We start from the raw sequence: 23,897 nt of genomic DNA, 5'->3' as shown, positions 1-23,897 counted from the left end.
TTAAGTCGTTATTGAAGCGACGGTATTAAAAAAGCCACTCCGCAAAGAGTGGCTTTTAATATTAAATCCCGGATTTGACGGAAAAACAAAATATATTTATAGGTTTATGAGGGATCGGAAGAACTTAGCTTGTCGGCTGTAGTCCTTGCAGATAATCGACGGCTTTTGATGCCTCGGAAGCTGCCGTAAGGATCAAATGTTTGTCGTCTTTAAGTGCTTTGAGCCAGGATTGCAGATAGGCGGCATGATCCTCGGGCGGGCTTTGAGAGATTTCTAGCTCTGCACAAAGAAAAGCTGCCCCAAGCTCCGCGACCAATTCTTCGGCTGCGTATTTGGTGTCTCCGAACTTCTTTCCCTTTTCTCGGTTGAGGCGTTTCTTATCGCCTGACCAGTGCGTCAATTCATGCAAGAGAGTGGAGTAGTAGCTTTCCGTCGCCGTACAGGTCGGCAAGTCAAAGAATAGCTCCGGTGGCGGCATATTGATAAAGTCACCTAATCGGTTGTAATAAGCTTTCGGTTCTTTGTGCTGGATGATCGCGCCTGTGTTATCAACGAACACATTCGCTTTCTCGATCCGTTGAACCAGGTTTGCCAGAGGCTTGCCGTCGTTTTCGACGGGTTTCGGCTCATAATTGGCAAGCTGCGCTTTATTGAAGACGAAAGAGGTCTTGAGAAATGGGATAATCTTTTCTTCGCCGTCTTCTTCTCGTTTGATCGTGTCGTAATAGACGATCATCGTTCCCTTTTCGCCTTTTCGGACGGCTTCTTTCTTATCCTGCCATTGCATGAAGCTGGCCCATTCATTGGTCGGATATTGCTGCATCTCTGCGGTGAGCCAGAGAAGCAGGATATTCACGCCTCGGTATTTCTTGCCTGTGGTCAGGTTTTTCGGGATGCTGAGGGATCGGACGGCTTCGCCTTGTTTCCAAGGTTGCTGCCACGGGATCGTCCCCGCTTCCATTTGTTGAATGATTTTATCTGTGACTTGTTGGTGAACGTCGCGGCGATTGGCTTTAACTGGAGTCTGTACGGTTGTGGTCATTAAAATGCCTTTCCTGCTGCTGTTGATGACAGGGAAGCCCCGCGCAGAAGGTCATAGCGACCGTTCCGGGAAAAATTTTGGTATGGCGGGGAAAGCCCTGGGCTGGCGAAAATTTTTATCGGAGTAAGGAAGCGCCTTCGGCATGCTTTCCATTGTCCATCAATGCGGCAGGATGGCGGGTTGGCACCATCCCACCGTCATTGACCCCTTCAGCGCACTATCCGGTAAGGCCCAGTTTCACCATATGCCACGCATTCACGTCCTTATAGGGCGCGTAAATGTGGTTCATGGGTTTGTGAGTAAGGTTTTCTTCGGTCTTGAAAAAAGCAGCGAGATTGGCGGTCGCTTGTTTTCCTGGCTCGTCGTTATCCATCCAGGTAAAGGCGGTCTTATAGCCGTATCCTTTGATATACGGTGTCGCTTTGGATAAGAGAGAAAGTGAATTGAGTATAATTGCATCGTCTTTGAACTTCTGCCCGTCACGAAACTGAATGATGGCCGATAAATAATCTGACCATCCCTCGAACAGGTGGATTGCTCCGCCCTGTCCTCCTTTCAGTCCACGGATGAAAGTAATGTATTTAGGCTTGGTACTGCCTTTATAAAACACATTACGGATTTCGTGACCGCCGTTGTCATTCTCAAACCCCAAAGCAAAGATGCTCTTGCGGCTTTTCCGATTGTAGACGGTTATTTCCTTCAAGTATTTATCGGCCACACTTTTAGGGATGCCACGAGAATCCAGATATTCGACAAGCTCTGGGTTTTTGATCGCCCGTTTGCTGGTGATCGCAAGGGCTGGCTCATCATCTACCGGGTCTTCACTCTGAACCGATGCAATGAAGGGTGAATACCCGCACATGTTTTCGATATAGCGAAGGGCATCCGATTTAGTGTGTCCCACACCTGAGTATTCCAGCCACTTTTCGACAAAACTGACTATATCACCACCCTTACAGTTCGGGTCGCCTTGGTCAAACCATACGTTTTTCTTGGTATTGACGTGAAAACTGGCAGTCCTTTCCTTGCGGAAGGGCGATTTGTAATAGGCGTCGTGTCCGGTTACTCTTGTAGGTTTAAAATTTAGCTTGTCTAAAATTTGAGTCAGCGGTATTGTTTTCGCTTGTTCGATATTCATCGGCGATCTCCAAAGATTGATTGATTGTTGAGCAGATTGGAAAGGGGGAATCGTTGACGCGATTTCCTCTTTTTTGTTAATTAGAAAGTTTGTCGCTTTCTCTTGAACTCGTCGACGTCTGCTTGTTTGTAAAAGGTCTCGTTACTTATTTTCTTGAAGTCGAGATAACGACGCTTTTTTGCGTCTTTAGCGAGAGTGCTTACTGATCTTTTGATTTGGTTTGCTGCTTGCGCACGTGTAATATATCCTGGTGGTGGTTGTACATTTTTCTTACGCCTTAATCGTTCGGCAGGTATGGTCTTGCCTGACATTAATATCTCCTTTGAAAATTGAATTTGAAAACGGCTGCACCCGTATTTTATATAAGTACAGCCGGGCCAGAAGTGATAAAGGAAACATTCTGGAAATGTCAAACGAAAACCGATTTTTCCAATCGTTCGCACCAATTTATATAACCGTGTATGGAGAGGTTAAGACTTTCGGCTTATTTGCTTAACATCGTCAAGATTACCTGACATATAATATCGGGAGTTTTCCCCCGTGATGAGGTATAGATTTGATCGGTCAGCTTACAGCGAAGGGCTTCTCTTGCTCAAAAATTCAAATGGATGCAGGATATCTGGTAAAAAAATTAAAGTTGTAACACTTCAGTTTCCCCAAACCATTCTTTTGCTTTGGCAATCACTTGAGGACCTGGGTTGTGAAAGAAGACCGCTAAATTTTCCATCGCCCGCGTGCAACAAACATAAAATATTTTTTGAGTCCGTGACAAGACGCTAGGCGATCCGGAATTTAGAAAGAGATTGGAAAAATTATAGTGGTTCCATCCGCCGTTATCGAGGATAACTAAAACCGTATTAAATTCTGATCCTTTAGTTTTGTGTTGAGTTGAAAATGGAGTGTGCCCTTCCAAATAAGAATATAGTTTTTGAAATTCTTTGAATTTCACCTCTTTTACTTGGTCGTAAATGTATTTTTTGCTTTGCTTGAATTTGTCCAAAGATTCATCCATTAAGCAGATGCCTAGATCGTTGGCTTCTTGAATTACTTCTTCAATTGTTTTATCCCCAACATTTGTAAGGGTTTCTATGTTTTGTTTTAAAACTCTCTTGCTTTCTACGCTTGTTATTCGGTTTCTAAAATCTGTAACTCGCAAGAACTCGTTGAATTGTCTGTTTAAATATAACGATATATTATTCTGTATTTTGAACAGATGCTTGATGAGATTATCTCTTTTTGAACCTTTTCTGCTTTCAACATCTTCAGACTGTTTTTTATCATCTAACAATTGATCTTTATCGACGTAGAGCTTCGAAAATTCACCATAATTATAAGCGAGAGCAATCTGAAAAAGGACTGGGTGAGCATCTATGAATGTTTGCATTCCAGCCGTTGGGTTAATAGGGTTTAGTGCAGCCCCGGCCTTTCCGGCCTTCAAATGCTCAATCACTTCACCAAACGAGTGAGTTGAAAAGTCGTCAGTAATGTCTTGTTCTTTGATGTATTTTTTGATTCTGTTCCGGTAAGCTAAAATCTGATCTTTGTCGTATATATCCATCAAAGATCGAAACTCAGCTTTATCTGCGATTAAATTGTGGGTTAAATTTAATTCCTTTGTTTTTGCAGGGTCGTCAACGGGCCAACCTAGATTATCTTTAAGGTGTTGTTTAATTCTTGAAAAGTCACTATTGCTTGAGTAAATAAACTTTACGCTCCCTTGCTTTACAACACCTCCGACCATGTTGGGCGCATTCAAATCTGTAGATGGGACTTGCGTAATACCATCGGTGCGTAAAAGGTTAGCTAAATCAATGACCTTTTGCGGATTTCTTCTATTCTGAGCCTTTTTTACTTCTACTACTTGATCAGGCGATGTTCCCTTATAGCCGTCCAGGTTGCCTATTCCATCTTCGTAAATTGATTGCATTGCATCTCCAAAAAATCCTAAGATATTTTTCTTTGAGCTTTTCTTGAAATGGTTCAAAAGTAAATCAATTACAAACTTGCTAGTGTCTTGATATTCATCGATGAAAATGTATTTGTATTTATCTTTAGTTATGCTGCTAATCTTTGGGTATTTATTAAAGAGTCTGTTTGCTAGGACGAGCAGTTCATCATGTGAAATTATTCCCTCTCGTAGACGTAGATATTCTTTATATTGAATACCATCCGGAAATGAGTCGAAATAATCTTCAGGGATGTCGTTTCGGTCATCAATATTTATCAACGCAATATCAGGGTCATTTGCCAACTCAACAAGGCATTCTTTAAGTTCCTTTTGGAAGTGCTTTATGGTGTCCCAAAGAAAATCGTGTATTGTAGATACAATTAAATTACTGTGGTCAACTCTATGTTCAATTTCTCGAACGGCAGCGTTTGTATAAGTTATACATGCAATCTTGGTCGTCGGATTCTCTTCGAAAAGCTGCTTTATGACTTGAACAAGGGAATATGTTTTTCCGCTTCCTGCGCCGCCACTTAGAAGAAAATTACGTCCTTGATCCACGTTCTGTAGAACTTCTTGCACCTCGGGTTCAAGAATTAGTCTTGTTTGAGCCATAGTAAACCTTCTTTAATGTATAATGGGACTTGCCAATTGCTAAAATCACTATTGCTGTTAAAGATAATGTCTAAGGCAAAATGAGTTTTTTTCTTTATGCAATCCGAAGCCAATTTGTAAGCGTCGTTTGTTGTATCATCAAATAAATCTCGGTTTTGGAAGCCCTTGAATTTGTCCTTTATCGGCGTAATAAAACTCCTATTAATATTTATAAAAGCGTCCTCAAAACTCCTGGCGGTATAGCCCGATTCCGCAACTTGGTAAGCTACACACAACGACCCATTTGCATCGGAAGTCCAAACGCCAGCTACTTTTTTGAAGCATTTATTTGTAATGACGTATCCCATCAGGTCAGCAAGACTTGCACTTCCAAAAAAGAAAGTTAAAGCTTCGTTGGAATAGGAAGTCCCTGCCGATACCTCACACTTTTTCCCTGCCCCATCGACAGCATCCAGGTCTGTTAGTAAGAGCGATTTAATACCAATAAAATCTATAAATCGTTCAAAGATGTGACAATATGCTCCGACCTCAACAATTGATATATTTTGAGAAAGTAGCGGAAGATACTGATCGGTTTCACTAGCCGCACTTATTCTCGCAAGCTCGTCATTGTCAATTTTTCGCATGATTGTTGGGATAAGAATCCGCTCGGTATCTCCTTCTATTAAAATAGCCTTATCTGCGAAAAATATTTCAGCCCTACTTATTGTTAGGTATTGTGTGAGGAATTGGTATTGGCCTGTTTCGGTGTTGTATTCCTTTTGTAAGTCTTTTAGATTTTTAGCTATTACTCCATCATTGTTTTCTCGCTTGAGATATTTTATATCGTCAAAATCACTATCAGCTACGATATGGGACGAATGGGTACTAATTATATATTGTAGGTTTCGAGATTGTCCGTCTGATCGGACAATTCCTTCTTTTAAAAGTTGTTTTATATTCTTGATAAAAACATACTGCATTTGTGGATGAGTATGAGCCTCTGGTTCCTCAATAAACAGCAAATTAATATCCGCCGGTTTTTTGTCCATTTCTCTTTTAAATTCTTGCACCAGGATTTCGATTTCAAAAATCATGCTTATTAGGTTCATATACCCTAAGCCATTGTAATTTTCTGGCAACTGATTGTCGGAATCGTGTCGGTAAACGACAGTAGTGTTTCCTTCTAGTAACTCTCTGTGCTGTAACGTGGAGATAATTTCAATATCAGAGTCATTTGGACGAACTCCCCCAAAACTTTTTACCTTCTTAACTATATCGGCAAAAAGGCTCGAATATATTTTGCTAAGACTAACATCTGTATTACTTAATGTGTCTTTGAATTTTTCTACAGCCTGTGTTTGCTCTTCATTGGCTTCAGTCCGTTTGTATATTTTTGAAGTTTGTCCTGAAAGTGTTTTATCCAGTTCCTTATTTGTAACATCTCTCCTTGCAGAGATGAATTTGAAATTAATTATATCCTTAACACTAATTTCTTCCTTTATTAGGTCAATGTAATTTGAGTTGTTGATGGATTTTGCGCCTTTGTCAAATTCGTAGGACTTCCTGTGAGGTTGAAAATATTTGCTATGGTGCTCTTTTAAAAAATCAAAAACCCCGAGAATTTGATAATCGGGGCTTTCTGTTTTCTTATGATTTTCTTTAGCTGTAAAGTCTTTAAAGTCTGCTTTTAGAGTTTTATACTCTGTAAAGCCTAATAGATATTCAAATCCCAGGACAATTACATTATTGTCAGGGTCTAAATCCATCATGACTCGGCTGACGTTAGCAAGGTTATCTGTTTCGGTGTATTCGATAAACAACTTCAAAGTTATTCCCATTGGAACAAAGTCTGCCTCAGCTACATCTGTTGGTGCGGTCAACAGTGTCTTCAGGGAATTTTTGAAAACTATATTAAAATCATCAAATGAAAATTTATTCCTTTCGGACTGATTAAGGAACTTTTCGAGGACAGATAAAATCGACGTTTTTCCTGTATTGTTTTTGCCAATAATTAAAGAAAGCTCATCTTCTAAATCAATTGCAAAATCTTTTAATAGTCGATAATTCTCGATTTGAATTTTAAATATTTTCATGTTTAAGGTTCTCGGGGTGTTATGTAGAACACCGCTAATATATAGAAAAAAATTGTATTGGGTAAGAACCTAAAACTTCCGGCTGATTTGATTGATCGCGTCGGGGTCGCCCTCCATCCCCAGGTCACGCAAATACGCGGAATACGCCTCATAGGTGGTATGCCCCGTTAGCTGCATAATGTCGGGGTCTTTCCCCCCGTCGCGCTTGAGGTGAACGATCCGCGTGTGCTTGAATCCATACAGCGTATAGTCACTGCTGAACCCTGCCAACTGCCGGATTTTGGCGAAACGGGCTGACAGAAAATTCCGGCCAAAGGGTATCCGTCCGGGCGTATTCTCCCGGATAAACTTATTCCTCGAACCGGGGCCGATCACATAATAATCGAGCGGGTAGTTTTTCACCAAGTATTCCAGTTCCGGCAAAATCTCGTCGGCAATCGGGATATACCTGTCACTGTCCGTCTTGCTCTCGTCCGCCGTAATCAAAACCTGCTTCCGATCAAGGAAAATGTTGCCTATCTTAAAATACTTCAGTTCCTTGTCAGAACGGATGCACAGGTAATAAACTAGCCTTGCCGCCAGAAACAAAACCGGATCATGCTTTTTGAGCAATTCCCGGATCGTCTCGAATTTCCGTTGGTCGTAGTATTTGTGCTTTTGGGATTTCGTCTTTTTAAGGGCAATCCCGATGCAAGGGTTCGACTTCATGATCCCCTTATCGACCAGGAACTTGAAGATCGTCTGTAAAAATCCTTTATGATTGTTATAGGTGCGGCTGCTCCATTCATGCTGTTCCTTCCCCTCTTCTAAAAATGCCTCAATATGCTCGTCGGTCAAAATATCGAGCGGTTGATGTTGCATTTTCCGCAGGGTCAGCCATTGAGTCAGTAGCTCAATCGGATGCTTGTACCGGCGAAGCGTGGAATCTTCGTTATTCCGCTTCTCCCATTTTTGCAGGAAATAGCTCAACCCCTGCGTAATCGTCCAAACCTTGTCTTTGACCGATGCGGGGGCGATTTCCTGCTGGATTTGCTTTTGAAACTGTTGTTCGTACTCGAATGGGTCGAAGCCCTCCTTTAAAGCGAAGTTGATCGCGGTTAAAAGAGCCTGGGCGTACTCGTCAGACTTGTAGCGGTTAATGTCTTCGAAGACGCGGAACTTCTCCCAGGTCTTGTTTTTGTGTAAGTGACGGACAGACGGGGGCACGCGGAATTGATATTCAATCCACCACCGTTTGCCCTTGTAAAGGACAGGAGGCCGATATTTTCCAAACCTTGCCACGTGTTGGTCACTGTTTTGGTCACTGTAGTTTTTTAAAAAAGAGAACGGTCTGACTTTCAGACCGTTCTGTTGTGCGCGGGATGAGATTCGAACTCACACACCCTTTCGGGCGCTACCACCTCAAAGTAGTGCGTCTACCAATTTCGCCACCCACGCTACCTTGTGTGCTCAACTTTTGAAGAGGGTGCAAATGTAGGAATTTTGGGAAGATTTTCCAGCGTTTTTGCCGGGGCTTTTTGAAAAAAGGAGATGGCAGTCTACTTTTTCAGTACGATCCGGAAGGTAGTGCCCTTGCCAGGCTCCGACTGCCGGACAAAGAGCTGGCCCTTATGGTATTGTTCAATAATGCGTTTGGAGAGGCTCAGGCCCAGGCCCCAGCCGCGTTTTTTGGTGGTAAAGCCGGGTTTGAAGACCTTTTGGAGATTTTTGGGGGCGATGCCTTTGCCCGTATCGGTGACATCCACCAGTATTTCCTTTTCCAGGTCCTGGATGGTGACGGAGATACTTCCTTTTCCTTCCATAGCATCCAGGGCATTTTTGAGAAGATTTTCGATGACCCAGTCGAAAAGGGGACCTGAAATACGGGCATAGAGTTTTTCCTTCTCCGGGGTGTTGACGATGAACTGAACCCTGCCGGCAGCCCTTTTGCGGATGTACTCTACCATATACTTTATCTGGCCCAGCAGGTCTCTTTCTTCCAACTGGGGCTTGCTGCCGATCTTACCAAACCTGTCGGATACCAGCTTCAGCCTGTCCACGTCTTTTTGGATCTCCTGCACGGTGCGAGGGTCCAGCTCACTTTCCTTTAGCATTTCCACCCAACCTTCCAGGGAAGAGACGGGCGTACCCAGCTGGTGGGCCGTTTCCTTGGCCATGCCCGCCCATAGCTGGTTCTGGGTGGCCGTGTTGCGTATGGTAATGGAGTAAAGTATGAAAAAGATGAATAGTGCGACGATGGCCAGTTGTACCATAGGATAATACCTTACTTCGTCGAGCAGTGTGGTATGACCATAATAATAGCGGTTCGCTATATACGGACTGTCGCTGATCTTGAACTCCAGGGGATGGTTCTCGGACCGGAATTTCTTCAGCTGATGATAAAGGTAATTTTTGTCGGTGGCTGCCTTGGACGAATCCAGGTTGATATAGCCCATGATGCTGTCAGCCTCATTGGTCTCGATGATGGGAATGGATTGCTGTCCATTCCGGATGAGGTTGGGAAGGGTGAGGTCCATGCCCGGATTGCTGATGATAGCTTTGCTGGCGCCTACCCACAGCGCTACTTTTTGTCTTTCATCGGCGGCGATCTTCCCGGAGAGATATTGCGAGTAAAAAATAGTCGCGCTCACGATGACGATGGCTATAAGTGCCAGCAGTGATCTCCAGTTAAGCAATGATCGAATCATAGACGAATTTATAAAAACCACCCCACTAAATGTCTATTACCTTATTTTTGAGCTTTATTTTATTAACCGATAAGTATAGTGCCAACTATAGCCATTGTAATTCTGAACTTCAACGGTCGAAAGCACCTGGAAAATTTCCTACCTTCTGTAATGGCCAGCACCTGCCCCACGATGGAAGTGATCGTTGCCGACAATGCCTCTACGGATGATTCGGTATCTTTTTTGAAGGAGTGTTTCCCACAGGTGAGGATCATTGAGCTGGATAGGAATTATGGTTTTGCGGGAGGTTACAACCAGGCATTGCCCCAGGTGAAAAGTGACTATTATGTGTTGTTGAATTCGGACGTGGAAGTAGAACCGGGGTGGATAGAACCTGTGCTGGACCTGATGGAGAAGGACCCTTCCATCGGCGCATGCCAGCCCAAGATCCGGATGTATGCTAACAAGTCGCTGTTCGAATATGCAGGGGCTGCCGGCGGATGGCTGGATTTCCTGGGCTACCCTTTTGCCAGGGGAAGGGTATTCGATGCCTGTGAGAAGGACGAGGGGCAATATGACCAGACGGAGCCCATTTTCTGGGCGGGAGGATGCGCTATGTTTGTCCGTGCGGCGTTATATCACGAGCTGGGCGGCCTTGACGGCTATTTCTTCGCACACCAGGAAGAGATCGATTTCTGCTGGCGTCTGCAGCTGGCGGGCTACAAGGTGTATGTTTGCGCAGACTCGGTGGTCTATCACCTGGGGGGCGGTACCCTGCCGAAAGGCAATGAACGAAAGGTATTCCTGAATTTCCGGAACAACCTGATCATGATGGCCAAAAATCTGCCGGGCAGACAGCTGGTCTGGAAGATCCCTTTTCGCTTCTTCCTGGATACCATTTCGGCCTGGAAATCGTTGCTGGCGGGGGAGGGGGTGTACTTCCTGGCGGTGCTGGAGGCGCATTTCGGCTTTATTAAATGGTTGTTATTCAAGCGAAAACAGAGCGTTTTCCCTATAAGGAGAGGAGGAACCCTCCATGGCTGGTATACACATAGCATTGCATGGCAATATTTTGTATCCGGCAAAAAAACTTTTACTGAAATTGTGAATGGTAAAAGCTGATTTTTTCGTTCAATACACTAAATTTGCCGAGTCGAAAACGTAATTAAATAGTTATGGATCAACATACAGAGACCAGGGACCCGAAATTGAAGGACTTTGCCTATAGCTGGGTAAACTCGTCTGTCTTCCTGTTTTATTTGCAGGTGTTTTGTATTGTAGCGCTGGTAATTGGCGGATGCTATGGATTGTATACGCATCGTTACAAAGGCAAGCCGGAAGTGAATGTTCCAGGTAATACTTTGTACACTCCCCAGTATAAGTAATTGATAAAAAATTTTTTCAGAAGTGCGTTGAACCTTATCTTTGCACTCCCAAGAAAAAAAGTTCTTTACGCCGTTGGGTGGATGGGAAACTGTCGAATAAATACCCTGCGGTGATGATATGCGGAAGTAGCTCAGTTGGTAGAGCGCAACCTTGCCAAGGTTGAGGTCGCGGGTTCGAGCCTCGTCTTCCGCTCAGAGAAATTCCATCCGCCGCCTGGTTGATGGAATTTTTTTTTAGGTTTGTACATAGTTGCCCCGGTGGCGGAACTGGTAGACGCGCAGGACTTAAAATCCTGTTTCCCGCAACGGAAGTACGGGTTCGATTCCCGTCTGGGGCACAAAAGTATGAAACCCGCTCTGGCAGCGGGTTTCGCTTTTAAGATCTAATTCCCATCTCTCTTAATTCATTCAAAGACAATATGGTCAAGTTCGATTCCTGACAGGTCGACCGAGATGGAATAATCGAACCCCTCAGATAACAATATCCGGAAGCCGGCTATTCCTTGAGCATTCAGGGGTGCGGTCGCGAAAAATTGCCACTTACTCGCTACGCAGAGCAGTCACCGGATTCTTCATGGCCGATCTCACCGATTGGAATCCGACTGTTATCGCCGTAATAACCAGCGCAAGGACAGCCGCCACAACAAACACCACAGGGTTGATGGTTATCTTATAATAATAGCCGGCCAACCAATGATGCAAAAAATAGTAAGCCACTGGCGACGCGATCACGCAGCTCACGCCCACCAGCAACAAGAAGTCTCCCGACAGCAAGACCACCATCTGTCCCACCGACGCGCCCAGCACCTTCCGAATGCCAATCTCCTTCGTTCGCTGCTCGGCCATATAGGCCGCCAGCCCGAACAGTCCCAGACAGGAAATAAAGATCGCTAGCCCCGCAAACACCCCCGCCAGTTTCCCGATCATCTCTTCTACCGCAAAGGTGGAAGCATAGTCCTGATCCACAAACCGGTATTCAAAAGGATGTTCCTTATCGTATTGGTCATGCACGCCCTTTATCTTCGCCAGTGCCACCGAAGTGGACATCGTCGGCTCCAGCCGGATCAGTAGCCTGCCGCTCCAGCCCGGTTGAAAGAGATACATCGCCGGCTCCGCCTCGGCAAAGGGATTGTTCGACAGGGCGTCTTTCACGACACCGATGATCCGCAGCCTCGACGGAGCGGTCACGGTCTGCCAATGCACATATTGATTGATCGGCTGCTCCAGTCGCATCCGCTTCACTGCCGCCTCGTTGAAGATCACGCAGGTCGTGTCCGCCCCAAAATTCCCCGTGAAATTGCTCCCCGCCACAAACTGCATTCCCAGCGTCCGGAAATAGTCCTGGTCCGCAATGGGTCGGATCACGGGAAGGATGGCTTCGCCCGGCTGCCAACCCGGCCATTGATCGATCGTTTCATGCCCATACACCTCTGTGGTGGAGCTCAGGGATTTCGTCATGCTGGTCACAGCGCCAGAATTCAGCATATCCTGCTTCACAGCACGATGATTCTCCCCGATGAGCCCGGTGACAAGCAGCCGGTTCGGATCATATCCGCTCGGACGCTCCTTCGCATATTGAATCTGCTGATAAACGATAATCGTCCCAATGATAAGGGCGATACTGCACGTGAACTGCAACACGACCAGCACCTTTCGCGGCCACGCCGCCGCACGGCCGATCCGCATCGTCCCTTTCAATACTTTCACAGGCTGGAAAGAAGAAAGATAAAAAGCGGGGCGCGCCCCCGCCAGCAAGCCCGTCACAACCACATAACCCATCATCAGCAGCCAAAAACCAGTACTTCCCCGCGGGATATGTATCTCCTCACCTGTCATCGCCCGGAAGGCCGGCAGCACGGCCTCCGTAATCAGCAACGCCAGCAAAAAGGCCAACGTCGTCATCACCAACGACTCGATAAGGAATTGAAAAATAAGCCCCCGCCGCGAAGAACCCATCACCTTCCGCACTCCCACTTCTCTTGCCCGCTTTTCACTCCGCGCCGTCGAAAGGTTCATAAAATTGATACAAGCAATTACAAGCACCAGGATACCCACGATGCTGAACATCCGCACGGAATCGATCAGTCCGCCCCAAGGCCGACCCTCTTTGAATTCAGTATATAAATGCCAGTCCTTCATCGCAAAGAACACAGGCTCCCGTTGGAACATGGCATAGCTGTCTGGGGAATAATGCTTCACAAGCCCCGCGGCCCTCGCCTCCGCCTTCGCTGCATCTGCTCCCGGCTTCAAAGACACATACATTTGCCAGATCGCAAGGTTCCATTGGGCCGATGTCCTCGGGACCCAGTCCCAGCGTTTGAAATCAGCCCAGGGCAGCAGGATTTGGAAATGGAAACTGCTGCTGCGCGGAAAGTCCTGTAGTACGGCCGTCACCTTCCGGGGTCCCCAATTCAGCAACCGCACCGTCTTACCCAATGCCGGAACATTGCCAAACGTCGCCTTCGCCATCGACTCGGAGATCACCACCGTCCCCGGCTCCTTCAAAGCCGTCGCCGCATCCCCTTCTACCAGCGGAAAAGGAAACACCTGTAGGAATTCCTCTCCTACAGCATCCATATCCCCGCCGATCCGCTTGTCCCCTACCACCAGCGTCTCCTTATCCAGTTGATAGATCGGCGCCGTATGCGCAACCTCCGGGATATCCCGCTTCAGGGCGTCTGCAAGCGGCATACACACCTCGCCGCCGCTGCGGATCACCCCATGGTCGTTGTAGCGGAATCGTACCTGATAGGCCTGCTCATATCCGGGAATAAAATGGTCATACTCCAGCTGGTCGGTCACCCAAAGCCCGATCACCAGCGCAACGGCCATCCCTGTCGCCAGTCCCAGTAAATTCAATAAGCTGTAAAATCTGCCGCGGAGGATATTGCGCCACGCGGTCTTGAGGTAGGTGCCAAACATACCAACCGACGGCCAAAAAAATGCCAGTTCGAAAAATAATTAAAAATCAACTAATTGCGACGGCACCTTAGCCCATCACTGTCCGCTATCGGTACACCGGTTGTCCGCCTGCGGGTCGCGCGATTTCACCGAATCAGTCCATCGACAATAGGACCCAGGTTGAACACGACAACAAAATAAATTTGGACACCGCAACAAAATGAAGCATTGAATTACGCCTCATCTTTGCGCTGTTATTCATTAAAGGTTATGGAACAGAAAAAAGAGATTGTATTAGTTACCGGTGGAAGTGGTTTTCTGGCCAGCTATTGTATTCAGATCTGCCAAAGAACTTCTATTGGCCTATTTAGAAAACGTAACTGATGCGGATACAGCAATTGAATTATTCGGAGATGACGGCACTTTTGAACTTCCTTACCTTGCCAGCCTGGGGCTGCCGTGGAAATGGCAAGGCAAAGATGTTCTTTATAAGTTTTTGCAAAACCTGCCGAACACGTTCCCTGGCTTTAAATTCCAAAACATTCGCATCCATACTGACACTCTGGAATTATTGCACTAAATGAAATTTGCCTTTTTTTACATTCCCATTTTCATCGGGGTATTGGTGGGAATTGCAAGCATTGAATCTGTTAATGCCATGGACGTAATCTCAACAGCGGTCATTTCCATCCTGAATTGCTTATTCTCAATAACGGTTTTTAGTGGAAGTGCGCCTGTTTTAACCGCCAAAAAAGACCAATTCCCAAATTTGTGGGCCACAAACTTTGTCTTGTCCAATCGGTACTTATCGTTGTAGTAGTAAATAGTAGTTCCTGTTTTGGTAGTCAAAACCAGGGCATCACATGGATTCCCCAAAATTGTTTCTACATTTTTTTTGATTTCAAAGTCTGTCACTTCATCTTCATTTTTCCCGGCATCCATCCAATATAAGGTATCGGAATTCGGGTGTTTACTGTAGAGCTTATTTGTAGTTGGATCATATATCTGCATCGCTATGATCTGGCTATTGGAGAGGGACTTGTATTTTCCGCCTTTAATAAAATAATCCTGGCTGGATCCAAGCATTTTATTCAATCTCTCGTCGGGAAGGCCCGGAATCTTGCTTTTCACAATAATCTGAAAAACCATCTTCCCCTCAAAATTCTGGCTTCTGGCCCCGAACGACAGGATGGTTAACAAAAACAATAGCATTGTTCTTACAGTCATAATCTGATTATAAATGATGAATAAATTATCGGCTTTATCCGGAGCTAAAATACAATAAAAAGATAACTACCAACTAGTTATTCAACAATGATTCCAGCAAGCGACAATAATCCCTCCTTGCCTGGTTCGAAAACTCTCTACACAGGGCGCCAGTAAAACGGAGACGGGTACCCCATAATCGTTTTTTCCTCCGCGAAATGGATGACGTAAAGAGGTTTTTGTTAATCAAAGTCAATTCAACTATCCCGGCGAAATATTTGCCTATTCCCGGGTTGGCGTGATCTCCCCCTTGGATTGTCGTATTATCCTACCGTGAGCGCGGAAAATGCGCGCTACATTTGAGAAACAAAAATCTACAGTTATGCGAAAGTTGATGATGAAGATGTCGATCTCGATCGACGGTTTTGTAAGCGGCGCCAACGGCGAGAATGATTGGATCTTCAAGACGGGGGATGAGGCGTCAGCGGCCAGCGTTGTCGGGTTGTTCCGCACGGCAGGGCTGCATATCATGGGGAGCAAGACCTTTCAGGTTATGGCCTCTTACTGGCCCACTGCGACCAATGCTTTTGCCGCGCCGATGAACGAGATCCCCAAGGCCCTCTTTACCAAAAAAGGATTTGCCGGGACCCTGCCAGGCGCGGAGCAGTCGCCTGCCGCGGCTTCCTGGGCCGAGGCACGGGTTTTTAAAGGCGATCTTGCCGAGGGGATCAGGGAACTCAAAGCCGGTCAGGGGAAACCGATCTTAGCACATGGCGGCGCGGGATTTATGCGGAGCCTCATAGCAACTGGTCTCATCGATGAATATCACCTGTTCATCCATCCCGTCGCACTGGGCTCGGGTATGCCAATCTTCTCCGACCTTGCAATGCCGCATTACCTGAAGTTGGCGGATGTAAAGTCTTTCCCCGGGGGAGTTGCAGCACACACTTATCATCCGGCGTAAGATATATAAGGTTAATGTTATCGGTCGCCCCGGCAGATCCGACATTGGGCGTTAATTTATTCCAAACGTAAAACTTTACCCGACTTTAAAATTGCGGGTTGACCCGTTAGTTGATTGCAAGAGTTTTAAGTTTAAAGGGAAATATATTATTTTAGGTCTTTCAAGCCCTCTTTTTATGAAAATACAACTGGCCTTATTTGCCCTTTCCTTTTCGTGAACTGAAATAACCATGGACAACCTGGCCAACCTGATGCGGGGCAATCCCAAGGCATTTGGATTATTGAAGAAAGGAAATACGAAAAGCGATCGAGCAGTTCAATGAATGAAGGGAAATATTAAGTAATTTATTGTTATGATCCTAACGATACACATGGTTTCAAGTCTTGATGGCATTATTGCCAAAAAAGACAACAGCATTTCGTGGTTTGAGACAGCTGACCACTACGAGAAAGGAAAAGGACTTACCGAACAGGATACTACTGAATTCCTTAAAACAATAGACTGCTATGTAATGGGCTCCCGGACATACGAGCACGCCCTCGAGCTTTCAAGATCGTATGGGTGGGCGTATGGAGATACGCCCACCATTGTTGTATCGCACAGGAACCTTCCAATTGAAAGACAGAACATTGAAATTTATGCAGGCGACCTGAACAAACTGGTGAACCAGCGGCTGAAACCAAACTACAGGAATGTCTGGCTCGTTGGCGGAGCTAAGCTTGCGAAAGAATTCATTCGTGCAAAATTGGCGGACGAGATCAGGTTGTCAGTCATGCCTGTTATTTTGGGCGAGGGGACGCTGTTTTTTGACCACCTGGGACAGGAGGAAAAATTGCACCTGAAAGACGTGACCGCGTACAAAAGCGGGATGGTGGAACTGTGGTACGAAATAAGAAAATAATTCGCCCGCGCATTAGTATCTGTCTGCGGACCACTACAAGAATCAGGCAAAAAGAAAACTGCCCTGGCCTACATCTACGTAAACCAAGGCAGCTCGCGGCGCTCAGGCCTAACTTATATGAATATCGTCTTAATAGCCGTCGTTCTGCGGGAGATAGCCCGGCAGGTTAGACGCGGCATCAACGGCAGTCTGCGGGATGGGAAACAATCTTTTCGTCTTGTCCGCATTGGTTTTTTCCGTCCAGGTACCTTCGTATTTCCCAAAACGGATCATATCGGTACGCCTTAGCATTTCCCAATAAAACTCAAAGCCTCTTTCTCTGAACAAAAGGTCCAGATCAAGGGATGTCAATGGCGCTGCAGGCGTGGTGGCTGTACGGGCTGCTCTGACAATATTTACATCCGCCAGGGCGCCGGTGGCATCATTCGTTCCCCTAAGCTTTGCTTCGGCCCTCATTAAGTAGGCATCGGCCAGGCGGAAAATGACGATATCGGCTTCGCCTTTATTCCTTCCGGTGTTGGAGCTCTTGCTGAACTCATATTTCTCCACCCTGTATCCGGTGCTGTAATCACTTCCGGCAGTGGAATAATCTACCTGCTCAGTGAAATTCACCGGCAGGGTAGGCTTGCTTCTGGTGGTATTATACAATTTACTGACCTGCAGTTTCCCATCGGGACATTTGATGAATGCGCCGTTTGCATCTTTGGTCAATCCATATTGCTGTCCTCTCAGGATGCCGCGATTGATGTTGAAATTCGCAGCGTCCACACATCCGTCAGCCTGCGGGAGGTTCTCCTTGTAGAACCTGGGATCGGCTAGCGCAGGGTCGGTGGGCGTATAGGCAGCTGCCCAGGTCTCATAGAAATCGGGGGTGATCGCCGGGCCATCTGTACCATTCGCGCTCGTAAATGCCGGCAAGGGGAATTGGTCCCCGGATAAAGAGAAGTAAGCCATCCTGTTATGGCTGTTGATCAGATCGGGGCGCTGATCCACCGCAAAGATCAGCTCCTTATTAGTGTGATTATTGTTGCTGAATATAGAGAAGTACTCAGGCGCCAGGCTATAGTCAGTGGAAGAAATGATCTTATTGCAATAATCGATCACCTTAGTCATGTCATCACTCCGGAAAGTAAAGGATGCGGCATAACGGTCGCGATAAACAGCTGCATTCAAATACAGACGAGCCAGTAATCCCCAGACAGCCGCCTTGGTGATGCGACCTGGACCTGTGGTATTATCTAAAACCGGTTCGACGGCCAGCAGCTCCGATTCGATGTATTTCACCGCTTCATCACCTTTCACCACTTTTGACGTTGCGTTTGGGTCTTCCTTAATAAATACTACACCGAAAAGGTCAAGCGTCAATAAGGAATAGTAAGCCCTTATACCTCTTGCTTCCGCCAAGAATAGGGGGGCGCTGGCATCTTTATTCGTCTTGAGCGAGGTGATGGCGGTCAAAGACCTGGACAATCCCGTCACGATGGAGGTCCAGGTGTTTTGCACATTAGGGTCGGTGCTCACCGTCTCATGCCTGTGCATCGAAAGATAGATACCATTGTCTCCCCAATCCGTACCTCCCCTGAATGGTAAAATAGCTTCGTCGGTGGAGATTTCCTGCAGCGTGAAATATCTGGTATGCAGAAAAATATCGGGCAATACATTATATGCAGGAGCAATAATACCTTCTGCCAGCTGCCTGTCCGTGAGGCCTGAAACGGAAGATTCATCTAACACCTGCTCGTTTAATTTCGTACAACCGAATACCGCAAGGCTTATAAAGCAGATGAAATATTTTATCGATCTTTTTTTCATTTTCTGTTCTTTTTAGAGGGTTACATTAATACCAATAAGGAAGGTTCTTGCTTTGGGATAGCTGTTATAGTCGATGCCATAGGAGGAGACCCCATCATCGCTCCTGTCTGTATTGACCTCCGGATCGAATCCATCATAATGCGTCACGACAAATAAATTTTGTCCTGTAAGGGAAACCCGTATGGCTTTTGCCCATTTGTCGATGCCCAGCCCCTTGGTATTGATGTCATATCCCAGTGTAACGTTATTCAGCCGAAGGTAACTGCCACTTTTAAGATATCTGCTGCTTATCGGGGCGGAGTTACTGATACTTTCCTTTGGCTCAGCAGCGGCGGCGCTGGTGGTATTTGAGCTCTTTGCCAATCTTGCCTTGTAAAAATTGGTATTGGCTGTATTATCATAGATCTTATTGCCAGAGACGCCATTGAAATTCACCTGAAGGGAAAGACCTTTGAAACCAAAACTGCCATAAAAACCATACAATAAATTGGGCAGCCCCGAACCCAAAACCTGCCTGTCCTTGTCGGTAATGCTACCGTCCTTATCATGATCTTCATATTTACTCTTACCGGCACTGTCGATACCGATGTACTTTAATAGATAAAACGATCCGATGGGATAGCCATTTAAATATCCGTTAAGAGGTGAGGACGTCAGGCCGGACCCCTGTGCCGACCCTGTTGGAATAACAGTGCGGGGTGAATGCTTTACCTCATTATGGATGCTGGTCAGATTGCCTCCTACCGAGAAGCTCATATCCTTGCTGATTTTTCTTGCATAGTTTAATTCCACTTCCAGACCATTATTGTCGACGGTCATGTCTTTTATATTCGACCAATATTCCTGTGCAGGCTGCACCGGATCAGCGGGGAACCCTTTCAGCAGAATATGATTGGAGCTCTTCCTGAAATAGTCGACTGTTCCAGTCAAGCTGCCTTTTAATAACCCAAATTCCAGCCCGACATCCGTTTGATCGGACAATTCCCACTGAAGATCCGGATTGGCGACCCTGACGTAGGTGTAACTTGGGGGGTAATTGCCAGCGGCATACAGGGGATAGGTGGCGGTTGACGAAGTAAACAGTGGCTGGGTTTTCTTAGCCGGTATTTCCTGATTACCCGTTCTGCCCCATCCTGCACGGAGCTTTAAATTGCTGAAAAGGTCTGATTGCTTCATGAAATCTTCCTCCGTGATGTTCCATCCCAGAGAGAAAGAGGGGAAATAGCCATATTTATTGTTCTTGCCGAACTTGGTGGATCCGTCGGCCCTGAAATTTACTGTAGCCAGATATTTATTATCGTATTGATAGGTCACGCGCCCGAAAAAGGATTGCTGTTCGTTGATCGTAGCGGTACCGCTGGCGCTGTTATTCGAGGAAGCCGCCGGCTGCCCGGTGCCGGGATCATAAATAGGTTGAATATTCCCTACAGGGTAGTTGGTGGTGAGATAGTCCCGTGTTTGAATGAAGAACTTCTGATAAGAATATCCGGCCAGTGCTGAGAGATTATGCACCGACTTAGTGTATGTCCAGGTCAGGTAGTTCTCGATCAGGGTATTCCTGTTGATGGAATAAACGGTCTCCAACTGACCAGGCCGGGAGGGCGTGGCGCTGGCCAGGCTCTGATAATTCCGGGTGCCTGTGGAATTGTCAATACCGAAGTTTAGCTTGTAGACCAGTCCCTTGAAAATCCTCACCGACGGGGAAAGATTGCCTACAAAACGGTTGATGGTAGCAACATCCTGATCCAGGTTGAAATAGATCAGGGGATTGCTGAGGTTGTTATATACGGCAGGCTTGCCGACGGAATCATATGCAGGATAGGTAGGGTTATTCGTCAATGCCTCGCCGATTCCAAAAGGGGGGCGAACATTCTTCGTAGCCGAATAGTTCAGATTGGCATCGATGGTTACCCTGTCGTCCAGAAATTTCTGGGTGGCATTAAATCTGCCCGTGTACCTGTCCAATGTATTCTTCTTAATAATACCCTCCTGCTTTTGTGCACTGAAAGATGCGTAATAGGTCAATTTATCCGAGCCCCCGCTGAGACCCATATTGTAATTCTGGGTAAGGGCGGTCCTTGTTATAAGCTTTTGCCAATCGGTGTTACCGCCTTTATCATCCAGTGTGCCGCCGATCTGGGGAACGATCTTCCGGAATTCGTCGGCGCTATAGACGGGCAGCGCCCTGGCCATCTTTGAAACGCCCAGGCTGGTGGAAAGCGAAAGCTGAGAAGAGCCGGCCCGCCCTTTTTTAGTCGTAATGATGATGACGCCGTTGGCCCCGCGGGAGCCATAAATGGCGGTGGCGGAAGCGTCCTTTAATACGTCCATGGACACGATGTCCGCCGCATTCAGGAAGTTCAGCGGATCACCTCCGCCTGTGGTCGAGTTGTCCAGGGGTAATCCATCGATGACAAAAAGAGGGGTATTCCCCGTTCGGATGCCGCCTGCGCCCCTTATGGAAATACCTATGGATGCCCCTGGTTCTCCGCTGGCGGAGGTGACATTCACGCCTGCAGCCTTTCCCTGGATCAACTGCTCCGGAGACGTTACCACTCCGCGGTTGAAATCCTCTGTTTTCAGTGATTTTACGGCCCCGGTGACATCTCTTTTCGTTTGTGTGCCATAACCCATGACCACCACATTCGTAAGTTCGGTGGAAGCCGATTGCAGGGTGACATCGATCTGTGACCTGTCGCCTACCTGCAATTCCCGGGTGGCAAATCCTACAAAAGAAATAACAAGTGTGGCATTTGCATCAGGGACGGTGATACTAAAATTGCCATTTTTATCGGTAGTGGCCGACTGCTGAGTGCCCTTGACGGACACGGTAGCTCCTGCCAAAGGCTGGCCGTCAGGCTGACTAACCTTTCCCGTTATTCTTAATGCTGACTGAAATGGAGAAAACCCTGTTCTGAATTTTTCTGTGTTTGTAAAACCATAAGCTGAATGCAATGCTAGCAGTGGGATCAAAAACAGCCATTGGGCTGAAAATCTGACAAGTCTTCGTTTTGTCATGGTGTTTTGGTTTGTGAGATAGAAAATAGATTAGCGGCGCGAAGATATTTAGTGTTCCCGGTTTACACCGGGTTTACACTTAAATAACAGTAGGGTAATGATACTGAAATAATTTGATAACAAATCCAAACACCTGGTTGTCCATTAATTGCTTAGTTTCCGCCCCCTGGTTGCATGTTGATAATTCATTATATAATTTAATCCGGCGCCGTTACCACTTTTATAACCTTGTAAACGGCAATCCCACGCCTGCTTACTTCTGTTTTATTTATTATTCCCAGTCCTTTGACGGGAAAAACGGTTTTTGGATCCCAATGGGGCATCAATGCGTCCTGCAAGGTTTTGTACAGATCATATGAAACGGTGGTGAACTTTATATCATCTCCCAATGGTGCGAGCACCACCGCGTTACCCCATGCCGTTTGAGGGGTCTGATCATTATCCATTGCCTTCTGGATAAAAGGTTGCCAGTAAACTTTTTCCAATTTTATCAGGCTGTCGGCGTAGTTGGTGTTGTGATAATTCATTACCACGTAATTAAAATCTTTTTCAGGCGCTGCTTTTGCATCCTGCGCCCAATTTTCATCATGCAGATAGAACTCGCTGGTTACTGTGGACATTGAAAAGGTTTCCATATCTGCCATTTTCACGCCGGCAACGGTCTCTACGTCACTAAATACAGACGGTGCTTTGTCAATATCCGGAAAGGTGTTGATGAATAAATAATTGGACGAGTTAGGCAGGTCGTATCCACCTACTTTTTCCAGCAGCGCCCAAAATGTCATGGTTTTATCTTTCGCGGCTTTTTCGGCGACCTTGCTCCAATAGGTCGTTTCCCTCTTGATGAATTCCTCTGTTTTGTCGCCGGGGACATGACGGTACTGATACACTGTGATAGCCCGGTTCTGGGCACAAAGCCTTTCCGGAGAACAAATAATGGAACCAAGGGCAGCAATGCAACAGATAAACATCGAAATGAACTTGTTGGAATGTTTCATAATGGCAAATTTTAAAAGTTAAAGAAGTTGTGAGCATCGTAGAAAAGCAAGTAAAAGATATTCATTTTAAATGATATATGTAAAATTATATATGCGATCGACGTATAGGGTTTGCTGTAGGGAATAGGTCAATGTAAATATTTACGATGCTGGAAGGGTAGCACTTAATAAGTAATTTTACTATGATTAAACCTTCCTATTTATGAATCTTTATCCCATCCCGGCATTATATTGCCCATTCCCGGGTGCTATCCATCCCCGGCATGAAGAGATCGAGGCTCACACCCACCAATGGATACTGGAATACCAGCTGACACCTGACTTTGATGATTTTTGCCGGGTCCGGGCGTATCGCTATCCATTGTTCATTTCAAGAAGCTTCCCCAAAGGAGACTATACGGACATCTGTAACTGGTGTGACTTCCTCACGCTGCTGTTTATCGTAGATGATATATTCAATGAAGCGGATATTTTCAAGCGCAAGGATGCCTATATGACTTTCGAAAGTCAGTTGATGGAGATCCTGGAGCGTGATAAAAAACACCGTCTTAAAAAAGACGGCCCATTGGTGGCTGCGCTATGCGATTTCTGGCGACGTATGACCGAGCATACCAGTAAGAACTGGCAATTCAAATTCATCAATGGGATCAAAGTAATGTTTCGTGGACTGGCCTGGCAGTTCAGGCACATGATCAGCGGGATACAGCCCGACTTCGATGAATATATGAGCATCAGGCAATACCTGGGCGCAACGCATCTCTCTACCGACTGTCTTGAAGTGACCGGGAAGATCTTTCTCGGCGATAATATATACGAACACCCTTTCGTAAAGAAACTAACGGAGACAAGCCGTCATATCATGTCGGTGTCAAACGACCTTTATTCCCTCAGCAAGGATCTGTCTCAAGCAGATAAAGGCGAGTACAACCTTGTCATCGTACTTAAAAACAAATACCGGATCAGCATGGATGAAGCCATTCACAAAACGGCCACTATCCACGACGAACTGGTACGGGAGTTCATCGACCTGACCCGCAGGATATTTATTTTTGACGGACCTACCAACCAGATGTTGAAAAAATACATCGAAGCATTGGGCTACCAGATGAAGGGACACGTGGATTGGAGCACCCGTGAAACCACACGTTATCCACATATACATATGAATTAGAATTTGTAGTATTTGTTCTACAAAATATTCCTGTTTGTCCTCTTATCTTTAGGTTACTAA

17 protein-coding genes and 3 tRNA genes are annotated in these 23,897 nt (G+C 46.1%); 8 read left to right on the top strand and 12 right to left on the bottom strand.

Features of this window, described 5'->3' with window-relative positions; all coding sequences use genetic code 11:
* Window positions 1-124 precede the first annotated feature (124 nt).
* From Q4E93_RS09910 to Q4E93_RS09880, 7 genes are all read right to left on the bottom strand, one after another.
* Window positions 125-1,042: an ArdC family protein gene (locus Q4E93_RS09910; protein ID WP_303584752.1), complete on the bottom strand. Its 918-nt coding sequence runs from the start codon at window positions 1,040-1,042 to the stop codon at window positions 125-127.
* 217 nt (window positions 1,043-1,259) lie between these two features.
* Window positions 1,260-2,180: a DUF8464 domain-containing protein gene (locus Q4E93_RS09905; RefSeq protein ID WP_303584751.1), complete on the bottom strand. Its 921-nt coding sequence runs from the start codon at window positions 2,178-2,180 to the stop codon at window positions 1,260-1,262.
* Between the two features lie 631 nt (window positions 2,181-2,811).
* Window positions 2,812-4,740 (bottom strand): UvrD-helicase domain-containing protein, encoded by a 1,929-nt coding sequence (locus tag Q4E93_RS09900; RefSeq protein WP_303584749.1) that lies wholly within the window; start codon window positions 4,738-4,740, stop codon window positions 2,812-2,814.
* A complete protein-coding gene (locus Q4E93_RS09895) occupies window positions 4,722-6,815 on the bottom strand; it encodes an ATP-dependent nuclease (RefSeq protein ID WP_303584747.1) in 2,094 nt (697 codons plus the stop codon). Before Q4E93_RS09895 ends, Q4E93_RS09900 begins: the two co-directional genes overlap by 19 nt.
* A 69-nt stretch (window positions 6,816-6,884) precedes the next feature.
* Window positions 6,885-8,021, bottom strand: coding sequence for a tyrosine-type recombinase/integrase (locus Q4E93_RS09890; RefSeq protein ID WP_303584746.1), 1,137 nt, complete (start codon window positions 8,019-8,021; stop codon window positions 6,885-6,887).
* Between the two features lie 147 nt (window positions 8,022-8,168).
* Window positions 8,169-8,252: transfer RNA gene (locus Q4E93_RS09885), tRNA-Leu, on the bottom strand.
* A 101-nt stretch (window positions 8,253-8,353) separates the two neighbouring features.
* On the bottom strand, window positions 8,354-9,502 hold the full coding sequence (locus tag Q4E93_RS09880; RefSeq protein ID WP_303584744.1) for a sensor histidine kinase: 1,149 nt from the start codon (window positions 9,500-9,502) through the stop codon (window positions 8,354-8,356).
* A gap of 78 nt (window positions 9,503-9,580) precedes the next feature.
* On the opposite strand from Q4E93_RS09880, the gene Q4E93_RS09875 reads away from it, so the two are divergent.
* From Q4E93_RS09875 to Q4E93_RS09860, 4 genes are all read left to right on the top strand, one after another.
* Window positions 9,581-10,603, top strand: a complete 1,023-nt coding sequence (locus Q4E93_RS09875; protein ID WP_303584742.1) for a glycosyltransferase family 2 protein — start codon at window positions 9,581-9,583, stop codon at window positions 10,601-10,603.
* 53 nt (window positions 10,604-10,656) lie between these two features.
* Window positions 10,657-10,866, top strand: a complete 210-nt coding sequence (locus Q4E93_RS09870) for a hypothetical protein (protein ID WP_303584740.1) — start codon at window positions 10,657-10,659, stop codon at window positions 10,864-10,866.
* A 120-nt stretch (window positions 10,867-10,986) separates the two neighbouring features.
* Window positions 10,987-11,059, top strand: a tRNA-Gly gene (locus Q4E93_RS09865).
* A 59-nt stretch (window positions 11,060-11,118) separates the two neighbouring features.
* A tRNA-Leu gene (locus Q4E93_RS09860) sits at window positions 11,119-11,204 on the top strand.
* Window positions 11,205-11,406: 202 nt separating this feature from the next.
* On the opposite strand, the gene Q4E93_RS09855 is transcribed toward Q4E93_RS09860, so the two are convergent.
* On the bottom strand, window positions 11,407-13,788 hold the full coding sequence (locus tag Q4E93_RS09855) for an ABC transporter permease (RefSeq protein ID WP_303584738.1): 2,382 nt from the start codon (window positions 13,786-13,788) through the stop codon (window positions 11,407-11,409).
* A gap of 337 nt (window positions 13,789-14,125) precedes the next feature.
* Between Q4E93_RS09855 and Q4E93_RS09850 the strand changes: the two genes are divergently transcribed.
* A complete protein-coding gene (locus Q4E93_RS09850; protein WP_303584736.1) occupies window positions 14,126-14,347 on the top strand; it encodes a nuclear transport factor 2 family protein in 222 nt (73 codons plus the stop codon).
* A gap of 17 nt (window positions 14,348-14,364) precedes the next feature.
* Here Q4E93_RS09850 and Q4E93_RS09845 read toward each other — a convergent pair whose 3' ends face one another.
* Window positions 14,365-14,994, bottom strand: coding sequence for a hypothetical protein (locus tag Q4E93_RS09845; protein WP_303584734.1), 630 nt, complete (start codon window positions 14,992-14,994; stop codon window positions 14,365-14,367).
* Window positions 14,995-15,355: 361 nt separating this feature from the next.
* Here Q4E93_RS09845 and Q4E93_RS09840 point away from each other — a divergent pair, with 361 nt between their 5' ends.
* Window positions 15,356-15,937 carry a dihydrofolate reductase family protein gene (locus Q4E93_RS09840; protein WP_303584732.1) on the top strand — a complete coding sequence of 194 codons (582 nt, stop codon included), beginning with the start codon at window positions 15,356-15,358 and terminating at the stop codon, window positions 15,935-15,937.
* A gap of 370 nt (window positions 15,938-16,307) precedes the next feature.
* On the top strand, window positions 16,308-16,838 hold the full coding sequence (locus tag Q4E93_RS09835; RefSeq protein WP_303584731.1) for a dihydrofolate reductase family protein: 531 nt from the start codon (window positions 16,308-16,310) through the stop codon (window positions 16,836-16,838).
* Window positions 16,839-16,967: 129 nt separating this feature from the next.
* On the opposite strand, the gene Q4E93_RS09830 is transcribed toward Q4E93_RS09835, so the two are convergent.
* The 3 genes from Q4E93_RS09830 to Q4E93_RS09820 all read right to left on the bottom strand — a co-directional run bounded on the left by Q4E93_RS09830 (window position 16,968) and on the right by Q4E93_RS09820 (window position 22,666).
* Entirely contained in the window at window positions 16,968-18,650 is a 1,683-nt protein-coding gene (locus Q4E93_RS09830) for a RagB/SusD family nutrient uptake outer membrane protein (RefSeq protein WP_303584730.1), read from the bottom strand.
* A 12-nt stretch (window positions 18,651-18,662) separates the two neighbouring features.
* The gene (locus tag Q4E93_RS09825; RefSeq protein WP_303584728.1) at window positions 18,663-21,668 is read right to left on the bottom strand and encodes a SusC/RagA family TonB-linked outer membrane protein; all 3,006 of its coding nucleotides are present in this window, start codon (window positions 21,666-21,668) and stop codon (window positions 18,663-18,665) included.
* Between the two features lie 197 nt (window positions 21,669-21,865).
* A complete protein-coding gene (locus Q4E93_RS09820; protein ID WP_303584727.1) occupies window positions 21,866-22,666 on the bottom strand; it encodes a hypothetical protein in 801 nt (266 codons plus the stop codon).
* A gap of 202 nt (window positions 22,667-22,868) precedes the next feature.
* Between Q4E93_RS09820 and Q4E93_RS09815 the strand changes: the two genes are divergently transcribed.
* Window positions 22,869-23,837, top strand: coding sequence for a terpene synthase family protein (locus tag Q4E93_RS09815; RefSeq protein WP_303584726.1), 969 nt, complete (start codon window positions 22,869-22,871; stop codon window positions 23,835-23,837).
* Window positions 23,838-23,897 lie beyond the last annotated feature (60 nt).

It is taken from the genome of Flavitalea plasmicola (assembly GCF_030546645.1).
Lineage (GTDB): Bacteria > Bacteroidota > Bacteroidia > Chitinophagales > Chitinophagaceae > Puia.
Note: the sequence above shows the minus strand (reverse complement) of the source record. Positions and strands in the feature narration are given on the sequence as shown.